The organism is Allobosea sp. CER48 (genome assembly GCF_044752385.1).
Lineage (GTDB): Bacteria > Pseudomonadota > Alphaproteobacteria > Rhizobiales > Beijerinckiaceae > Allobosea.
This window is the reverse complement of sequence record NZ_JBIWYK010000504.1, coordinates 1-2,085: the sequence shown is the minus strand read 5'-3', so window position 1 is coordinate 2,085 and position 2,085 is coordinate 1. Positions and strand designations below refer to the sequence as shown.

The 2,085-nt window shown below is 66.0% G+C and carries 3 protein-coding genes; 1 reads left to right on the top strand and 2 read right to left on the bottom strand.

From position 1 onward, the window contains the following. Together ACIPIA_RS14875 and ACIPIA_RS14870 are read right to left on the bottom strand one after the other, a co-directional pair. On the bottom strand, positions 1-384 hold a 384-nt coding region (locus ACIPIA_RS14875), incomplete at its 3' end, for a DUF1465 family protein (RefSeq protein WP_400510668.1). 372 nt (positions 385-756) lie between these two features. Continuing rightward, positions 757-957 carry a DUF1192 domain-containing protein gene (locus ACIPIA_RS14870; protein ID WP_400510666.1) on the bottom strand — a complete coding sequence of 67 codons (201 nt, stop codon included), beginning with the start codon at positions 955-957 and terminating at the stop codon, positions 757-759. A gap of 94 nt (positions 958-1,051) precedes the next feature. On the opposite strand from ACIPIA_RS14870, the gene ACIPIA_RS14865 reads away from it, so the two are divergent. Next, complete coding sequence (locus ACIPIA_RS14865; RefSeq protein ID WP_400510664.1) at positions 1,052-2,050, top strand: NAD(P)H-quinone oxidoreductase; 999 nt, start codon at positions 1,052-1,054, stop codon at positions 2,048-2,050. Positions 2,051-2,085: the final 35 nt, after the last annotated feature.

The window sequence follows — 2,085 nt, the reverse complement described above, 5'->3', positions numbered from 1 at the left end:
GCGCAGCCGCTCCGGCAGCTGCGCGACGACATGCTCCGCAGGCGCGATCATCGGATCGCCGATCGTGACCTTGTTGTGCTCGTTGCGCGCCTGCTCGGCGGTCAGCTCGCCTTCGGCGACGGCCCGCTGCACCAGCAGCCAGGAGGCGATCTGCATCAGCCGGGTCGTCAGGCGCATGCTCTCGGTGGCGTAGGTCAGCGCGACCTCGCGCGGCAGCACCGCCGCCTCCTTGCGCCCGTCGCCGTCAAGGTAGCCGGCCGTCTGCTCGACCAGCCCCATGCCTTCGCGAAACAGCAGCATGAAGGCCTCCGAGCGGACGAAGCCGCGAGCGAAGGAAATTGCGCCCTCTTCAGTCTGCAGATCAAGCAGCTGGGCATCGTTCATGCGGTGTCTCCCATCGGCACAGGCCCGTGCGCCTTTGGCACGCGTCACGGTTCATGCCGCTGATGTCGCAAGGATAGCGCCGATGATGTTTTCGGACGCTGGTAGGATGTCGTTAACCTTAACGCGGCTAAACCGCTGGGGCGAGATCAAGGCCGGCAGCCCGCAGGGGATAACGATCGGCTCTCTCCAGGCAGGCGCAGGGGAACGCGACGGACAAAAAAAGAGCCGCCTTGAGGCGGCTCGAAGGTCAACAGGGAGGCGTCAAACAGAGTAGGCAGGAGCCACTCGACATCCAGACAAACTGGATGATGAGATTCATATTTTGGAATCATTAACGCCCCGTAAACGGGGCGTTTCCATTTGACGCATTTTTCAGGCGAGTTTCCGAAAGAACGCATCTGCCGCGGAACGGGACGCATCCTTCCGCGCCCGCGCTTCGGCGAGGCGCTCGATCTCCGTCTTCAACATGGCGATGCGCTCGTCGATCTCGGCGAGCGAAAGCATCGAGAGATCCTGTCCGATCTCATGCAGGGTCTTTGGCTTGGGGCGATCATCCTCCGGGAATATCGACATGGCGGCCTCGCATCTGCTCAAACTGCGCGCGGCAAGCTAGACCACTTGCGGCCGCAGTCACGCTGCACCGCACCATGACGAAGGACGACAGGCCATGGCTGATATTCCCGAGACGATGACGGCGATCGGCATCGCCACGCCCGGCGGCCCCGATGTGCTGCGGCCGGAGACCCGCCCCGTTCCGCGCCCCGGCGCCGGCCAGATCCTCGTCGCCATCGCCGCCGCCGGCGTGAACCGCCCCGACGTGTTGCAACGGCAGGGGGGCTACACCCCACCGCCGGGCGCCTCCGATATCCCCGGTCTCGAATTCGCCGGCACCGTCGTGGCACGGGGCGAAGGGGCCCGGCGCTACGCCATCGGCCAGCAGGTCTGCGCCCTCGTGCCCGGCGGCGGCTATGCGGAATTTGCCGTCGTCGATGAAAGCAATGCGTTGCCTCTGCCCAACGGGTTCTCGCTTGCCGAGGCGGGCGCTGTCCCCGAGACCTATTTCACCGTCTGGACCAACGTGTTCCAGCGCGGACGCCTGCAGGCGGGCGAGAGCTTCCTCGTCCATGGCGGCTCCTCCGGCATCGGCACGACGGCGATCCAGCTCGCCAGGGCTTTCGGCGCGACGGTGCTGGCGACCGCCGGCTCGGAGGAAAAATGCCGGGCCTGCCGCGAGCTCGGCGCCGACCACGCGATCAATTACCGCACCGAGGATTTCGTCGCTGCTGCCAGGGCGGCGACCGGCGGGCGTGGCGTCGACCTGATCCTCGACATGGTCGGTGGGGACTATATCGACCGCAACTACGAGGCTGCGGCCGATCAGGGCCGCATCGTCCAGATCGCCTTCCTGAACGGCCCCAAGACGACGGCCAATTTCAGCCGCCTGATGCTGAAGCGCCTGACCCATACCGGCTCGACGCTGCGCCCCCGCACCATCGCCGAGAAGGCCGCCATTGCCGTGGAGCTGCACGAGAAGGTCTGGCCGCTGCTGGAAGCCGGGCGCTGCAGGCCGCAGATCCATGCGACCTTCCCATTGGCACAGGCAGCCGAGGCCCATCGCCTTATGGAGTCCAGCGCTCATATCGGCAAGATCGTGCTGACCGTGTAGCCATGCGGAGCGCGGCGCCGGATGAGGACAGGCAG